The sequence below is a fragment of the Pseudomonadota bacterium genome, assembly GCA_036339585.1.
In the GTDB taxonomy this organism is placed as follows: domain Bacteria; phylum Pseudomonadota; class Alphaproteobacteria; order UBA8366; family UBA8366; genus UBA8366.
The window spans coordinates 134,485-140,808 of sequence record JAYZAS010000006.1 but is presented as its reverse complement, the minus strand read 5'-3'; the positions used below and the strand labels follow the sequence as shown (position 1 = coordinate 140,808).

The window sequence follows — 6,324 nt, the reverse complement described above, 5'->3', positions numbered from 1 at the left end:
ACGACATCAATACGAACACAAATTACAACACCGATGCGGAAAACCGTTGTGGTAAATTTGCGATGCAGCGGCTTGCGGAATACCTAGGCGCTGAATTTTCTGCACATTATGGCGATAAGCTAATAATGGCGGGATAAAAATTTCTGATTGTTATCATTTTGGGTTTCTTGAGTATGTGTTTTTGAGATCTGTATCCTACAAGAAGCAACTGAGAAATTATTTTGCTCGATAGTTTTAGAAGTTTTCCAAAAAGAGAATTTACTTTTTTTCTTGTGCCATCGCTATCTTGTGATGCTGGGTTGAAAGGTCTTTAAAAATTACATTAGTCATTAAACTGTAATGAACTTCAAGTATCTTCGAATAGTTTGATAGTCGAAAGCTGCACGCATGCAGACGTTGGCGTCAGACGCGATCGTGCTCGGCAGAATTGGGCAACATTTGACTTAAACCGCACTACCGTGACTTAGATTTCAGCAGTTAATTTTAGGGATTCAATGATCAAAAGAAAAATTACCATCACTAAAAGTTCGCCCCTTGGCCTATTTGAGCGCTATCTCTCTCTCTGGGTGACGCTATGTATTGGTGGTGGTGTTGGCCTTGGCACGATTTCACCGTCTTCTTTCCAGTTTGTAGCAACGCTCGAATATGCCAGTGTAAATTTGGTGGTGGCTATCTTTATTTGGGTGATGATTTACCCGATGATGGTAAACGTTGATTTTGCAAGTATTAGAGACGTTGGGCGGAAACCAAAAGGCCTGTGCATAACCTTGTTTTTGAACTGGCTTATAAAGCCCTTTACTATGGCTGCGCTTGGAGTTTTGTTTTTTGAATACCTCTTTTCTGGGTTGGTCGATCCCGAAACAGCGATGGAATATATTGCGGGAATGATACTACTCGGAATTGCGCCATGCACAGCGATGGTATTCGTCTGGAGCCAATTAGTAAATGGAGATGCTAATTATACACTAGTGCAGGTATCCATTAACGACATCATTATGATTTTTGCCTTTGCACCGTTGGCTGCCCTCTTGCTAGGCGTAACCGATATTGTTGTGCCATGGGAAACTCTGGCGATTTCTGTTTTTTTGTATGTTGTTATTCCGTTAGCGGCCGGATATCTCACCCGCAAAAAGCTAGACCAATCTGGTAAGCGAGACAACGTTGAATGGTTCAGTGCCAAAGTAAAGCCACTCTCCATCATGGGGTTACTGGCCACCATTATTTTGCTTTTTGGTTTTCAAGCGGAAACCATACTTACTAAACCAATGATTATTGGTTTGATTGCCTTACCGTTACTTTTACAAACATATGGCATCTTCTTAATTGCATATGGCTGTGCATATATTTGGCGTGTACCATTTTCTATAGCAGCACCAGCTGCACTCATTGCAACCTCCAATTTCTTCGAGCTGGCAGTGGCAGTGGCCATCAGTTTATTCGGCCTCCACTCAGGCGCGGCGCTTGCTACAGTGGTTGGTGTATTGGTTGAAGTGCCAGTGATGCTATCGTTGGTAGCATTCGCTAATAGAACAAAAAATAAGTTTGCGGCTGTTTGAAAAAATTTTTCGACCAGAAATAACAAACCTTCTATCCTCCAATAAGAAAAAGATATTTTTGGGAGACAGTCTGTAGGCTACCTCTTCTCGATTTTGGTTTTATGCCCTATCTCATTTTCAATAGGCTTATGATATGGAATGATATTTTCCTAACTTTATATCAACTTTGAATGCTTGGTGATCTCGATTGTCGGCGTGTATGATATGAAAAGGGAAGTACAATCAAAACAGTTTGCACATGATTGTTTAATTGTTGCTGGGAATTGAGGGAACGGCCTTATTAGAGGGGTTTAGAATGGAAAAGTTTGCTGAGTCATATCTTCAACGGGGATTTGCTTCTGAATATTCGGTTTCGTTCGAATGGCCAAAATCTACTTGCTACAAAGGCATCCACTGCCGCACACGTGGTATAGCACCTACACAATCATTCCTTCTTGGTTGTGTGTATGGTTTTGAGAACAAACATCTAGTCGAAGCTAAATTCAGTGCAAGTGCTAGGGGTGTTGCCTATAATTTTAGAGATCACGGCAGCAACATTGAAACCACCATTGATACACCAATAACACCTGAGTTTTGTGATGAGATGGTGACTTTTTTCCAAGACGCTAAAGATAGATGGATTAAAAAGCGGGCGGAAATTGTTGCGAATGAACTGCTAATTAAAGAATTTCTCTCATACGAAGAAATTCAGCATATTTTGGCGAAGAATGTTGGACGGACTTACTGTCTAGGAAAATTTTCACATAACTACGTATTGACTTTTCTTGTCAGTAACAAGATGGCGAAAGAGTATCTTGTTAGAACTAAGACAGATAAGCGGACTCAAACTCTATATACTCGATATGAAAATCCCAACCTACCCGAAGGTGAAATACTTGAGCAACCGCGTGAAGAACAGGTTGTTGAAGCCAATCGAGGCCAAGAACAGGAGGGCGGTGAAGAAATGAATGAGGAACAGATCTCAAATGATCAGTCCGTAGAAGAAAAACCAAGCGAGGGGCAGAACAAAGACGGAGATTAAGCGCTAGAATGTTCAATGCTTTGAGTTAACAATAGCTTATTGTATTTCTCTAATTTAAATCTAAAAATTTTATATTCATGTTTTGGTGGATTTGTTTAACCTCTTTTACAAATGGGGGGGTAATTTGTTGAAGGGTGAGCGAACCTATGCGCGGTAGATATTACTGGACGTTGGTATTGGTAACAACGGTCGGGGTATTAACCGCTGCTGCCTGGGTTTATGATACCAAGTACAAACTTAAAATTTTCCCCAACTTTAAGAATGGGTATATTGTTTTTGTGCGGGCTGATCATGTCAGAAAATGTGATGTTAGTGGCGGTGTTACAGTTTGTTACCAAGGCTGGGACCTTAAAGCTAATCGGCCAAAATAGGCCCTCTTGTTGTTCCCGTTGTCTGCAACTTTTTTCAGAATGCAGTCACCGAGGCAGGTTTTGAAAAAGCTTACAGGTTAATCCAAGAAACTCTAAGTTTTTGGATATTTTTCGTTATCTATCCAACTAAAAGAAGTTAGTTGTCGGTATTCAGGATTTTTGTCCCGGCTGCGCGTTCAATAACCTTGACAATCTCGCTTAAATCGCCGTCTCGCAGCCCCATCGCCAAGGCTTCTTGGATGGTTTGATAGGTTGCGCTTCCAACTCCTTGGGGAACTTCCAAGCGTTCCGATTCCATTCGCCACAAGAACGCATCTTTTTCTATTATATGTAATGGCGCTTGTAGATTAAAACTTCCCTTCATTATGGAGTTAGGAATTTTTGACAAGGAAGCGCTATTCTGACCCGATCCAGAATTTATAACGTCAAGGACTTTGTGCGGATCGAGGCCGCCTTTTGACGCCAATGTTAAAGCTTCCAGGCCAATCACCAAATTGGTGAAAGACATGATGTTATTGCAGACTTTAGCTATTTGAGCCTGCCCTACTTTGTCACCGACATAATGAATATCGCGGGCAAATGACTTCAAATAAGGTTCGACTTGATCGTACACGCTTTGAGGGCCGGAAGTGATAACCGTAATATCAGCGTCCCATGCCCGTTGTACCCCGCCGGTAATAGGGGAATCTAGCATCGGAATGCCATTCGCTGCGAGGGCTTTTTCCATCTCAGTGACTGCTTCTGAGCCCATAGTGCCAAGATTGACGAACGTCTTCATTTGTTTACCATTAATGACACCATCGGCACCGGTGATGACCGCTCGGAAGGCCTCGATGGTTGGCATGCAGGCAAAAACAAGCTCAGCCTCGTTTGCAACGGCAGCTGGAGAACTGACAATTCGTGCTTGCTTGTCAGCTAAACCTGCCGTGGCTTCTGAGTTTACGTCATAGGCTACAAGAGATTTTTCTTGATCTAGTATATTCGTCGCCAAGGGCTCCCCCATACTACCGGTTCCGATAAATCCCGCCCTCATTCTTAAATCTCCCGCGCGTTTTTGATGCATCCAACATCGTTAAAGTGATTTTAATCCGATGTTACTCTCTTCAAAAATTTAGTCAGTAGGATTTAAATACAGCGTCCTAGGAGAAAGAGCTGAACTTGATCCCTACAGAAAATATTTTTCGAGATAGACTGACATACAGTTAAGGGGATGATGGCTTAGTGCCGTGATACAGTATACGTATGATTTACCATGTAAGCATTTCCAGTGACCCCCCAAAATCAATTTTCCCCTTATTTAGCCTTTAATTTTAATGCTCTTTCTGGATTAAGGAGCACATCGTAATAGGAAATAGAGCATCCCATGATTGGGGGTAAATTTGGATACTCAGACTTAATAGCCTCTTGTGCAAATGCCCCATTTGATAAGCCTTTCAGTAATAGCCCTAAAAATGCTGCGCCTTCTTTATTTTTATGAAGGACTGTCACGACCTTACGCTCTAGAGCGGCACAGGACGACTCAGTGCCCTCCTGGATTTGGGGGTAAAAAAGCAAACCCGCAAATATAAAAACAATTATCAGGAAAGTTTTCATTATGAAGGATATTCTTTATATCAAAAGCCGTGTGGGTTTTATTATTTGGTACTATACCCTAAAAGCTTGAGATTTTAAAACACAGAGCAACACTTGTTCCGATGAGCCGTATTGCTGATGTGATTAGCTTTAACTAGCGCCCCGGGTTCTTGCTCTAGTTGGTACAAACTGCTTCGGCTGCTGTAAGACTACATTAAGCGTTAAGCCACATTTACCGAAACGCGGATTGTAGTTCTTTAAAGGCTACAGTCCGTTTTTTTGAGGCCACTTCGATACCACGTATAATCTTCTTAAGAAGTCTCGTATCCTCCCGTTCACTCGCTTTTGCAGCTTTAATATGGGCGCGAACTCGATCAGGCGAGGTGCCACCCCTATAGTGACGACCTTCGACACCACTCCAAGCATCGAGTGTTTGTTTGAGGGCTTCTTCGTTAAGGCCAATCTTTTTACCGGTATGTTGAATCGCTGCTTCCTCGATCATGTCAACGGTTATTCCAGCAGGAGAAAGGTTACTATCCACTACCTGTTTACCAACCACCGATAATATCTGGTGTGCGACACGGAAAGACATATTTTTATCATTAACTAGGTACGCGATAAGTGTCGTTGCCTGTACCCAATGGGCTTGTGCCTTTTCCGCCATGCGTTTTTTGTTAATTTCAATTTCGTTGAGACAGTCAATGAGGGACTCGATAGCGGCATGTGACTCATCGCAGCAAGTCCAAAATTCTGCTGGTAACATTGTTGCTGGTTCGAGCTGATCGGATGCAGTTTTTAAAACCGAAAGTGCTTCTGTAAGGCGCCCCGTTATTTGACCGCTGGTAGCATTTATAAACTCAAGGACATATGGAATGCGCATTTGTGGGGCGATGGAAGAGGTAATGGAGTGACGACTTGGCAGGCGTATAAAATTAAATTCCTGACTGTGCCAGATGAGAAAATCAAGCGCTAGGCGTCCCAGGGTACTATGCATAAGAGCAAGCCCCATGTAAGCCTCAACCGCATAGTCGTAATTTCGGATTGCGTCTCGAGCGTTCCACATCTCCGTCTTAAACCCTAGGAGTTCATCCAATCGCTTGATATCAAGATCATATTCAATACCATACCCACCGCCTGTGCATACTGCACTTATGTTGGTGTTTTCATACGCATTCATAAGCCGAACAAAATCGCGCCTTAGAGGCTCGACAAAAGACATAATATAATAGCCAAACGTACCGGCCTCTATAGGTTGAATATAAGCATATCCCGGCATAAGAGTTCTCAGATTTTTGCGGGCCAGCTTGATCATTGCATGCCTAAGTTCAAGATTTGATGTCATTATATCTATAAGTTTTCTTCGAAAGGCTATTCGGCTTGCAACAACTCGGATAGTCGGACTTGAACGGCCAAGATGTATCCATCCAGCCGCATCCTCGCCACACTCCTGGCGAAGGTAGTCCTCGCCGCCATGGATTACATTCCAGAGTTTCTGGCGTTCGCTCACAACGCCAGCTCGCTCCATGCGGGCAATCGCCTTAACCAATTTTTTTACCGCACTTTTGGGTGCTCTCTTTGACTCGGCTATCATTATCAATTGGGCTTTGTCGTAATCATGAAGTGCTTCCAGCATTTCAGGACGGCGTAGAATATCTGCATAATAGTGCTTTAGAAGATCACTCGCACTATCGCCAAGGCGTTTTTTCCACAAGAAGCTCAAAATAAATCCCTCCCTCAATAAATATTATTATTAAATACTTTTAGTTACATGTGTTGCCGGTCACAATGGAACTAAGCTTTGTTC

The 6,324-nt window shown here is 42.7% G+C and carries 6 protein-coding genes; 3 read left to right on the top strand and 3 right to left on the bottom strand.

Annotated features, from left to right (window positions below; genetic code table 11):
• Positions 1 to 494 precede the first annotated feature (494 nt).
• The 3 genes from arsB to VX941_06735 all read left to right on the top strand — a co-directional run bounded on the left by arsB (position 495) and on the right by VX941_06735 (position 2,948).
• On the top strand, positions 495 to 1,556 hold the full coding sequence (gene arsB / locus VX941_06745; GenBank protein ID MEE2933106.1) for an ACR3 family arsenite efflux transporter: 1,062 nt from the start codon (positions 495 to 497) through the stop codon (positions 1,554 to 1,556).
• Between the two features lie 295 nt (positions 1,557 to 1,851).
• Positions 1,852 to 2,577 carry a hypothetical protein gene (locus tag VX941_06740; GenBank protein MEE2933105.1) on the top strand — a complete coding sequence of 242 codons (726 nt, stop codon included), beginning with the start codon at positions 1,852 to 1,854 and terminating at the stop codon, positions 2,575 to 2,577.
• Between the two features lie 146 nt (positions 2,578 to 2,723).
• Complete coding sequence (locus VX941_06735; GenBank protein MEE2933104.1) at positions 2,724 to 2,948, top strand: hypothetical protein; 225 nt, start codon at positions 2,724 to 2,726, stop codon at positions 2,946 to 2,948.
• A 136-nt stretch (positions 2,949 to 3,084) separates the two neighbouring features.
• Here the strand turns inward: VX941_06735 and VX941_06730 are convergent, their stop codons facing one another.
• The 3 genes from VX941_06730 to VX941_06720 all read right to left on the bottom strand — a co-directional run bounded on the left by VX941_06730 (position 3,085) and on the right by VX941_06720 (position 6,240).
• The gene (locus tag VX941_06730; protein MEE2933103.1) at positions 3,085 to 3,981 is read right to left on the bottom strand and encodes an NAD(P)-dependent oxidoreductase; all 897 of its coding nucleotides are present in this window, start codon (positions 3,979 to 3,981) and stop codon (positions 3,085 to 3,087) included.
• Between the two features lie 260 nt (positions 3,982 to 4,241).
• A complete protein-coding gene (locus VX941_06725; protein MEE2933102.1) occupies positions 4,242 to 4,541 on the bottom strand; it encodes a hypothetical protein in 300 nt (99 codons plus the stop codon).
• A 211-nt stretch (positions 4,542 to 4,752) separates the two neighbouring features.
• Positions 4,753 to 6,240 carry a lyase family protein gene (locus VX941_06720; protein MEE2933101.1) on the bottom strand — a complete coding sequence of 496 codons (1,488 nt, stop codon included), beginning with the start codon at positions 6,238 to 6,240 and terminating at the stop codon, positions 4,753 to 4,755.
• Positions 6,241 to 6,324 lie beyond the last annotated feature (84 nt).

Excerpts from the sequence above, each read along its gene's own strand:
- arsB (MEE2933106.1), top strand. The coding sequence starts at position 495 with ATGATCAAAAGAAAAATTACCATCACTAAAAGTTCGCCCCTTGGCCTA.
- VX941_06740 (MEE2933105.1), top strand. The coding sequence starts at position 1,852 with ATGGAAAAGTTTGCTGAGTCATATCTTCAACGGGGATTTGCTTCTGAA.
- VX941_06735 (MEE2933104.1), top strand. The coding sequence starts at position 2,724 with ATGCGCGGTAGATATTACTGGACGTTGGTATTGGTAACAACGGTCGGG.
- VX941_06730 (MEE2933103.1), bottom strand. The coding sequence starts at position 3,981 with ATGAGGGCGGGATTTATCGGAACCGGTAGTATGGGGGAGCCCTTGGCG.
- VX941_06725 (MEE2933102.1), bottom strand. The coding sequence starts at position 4,541 with ATGAAAACTTTCCTGATAATTGTTTTTATATTTGCGGGTTTGCTTTTT.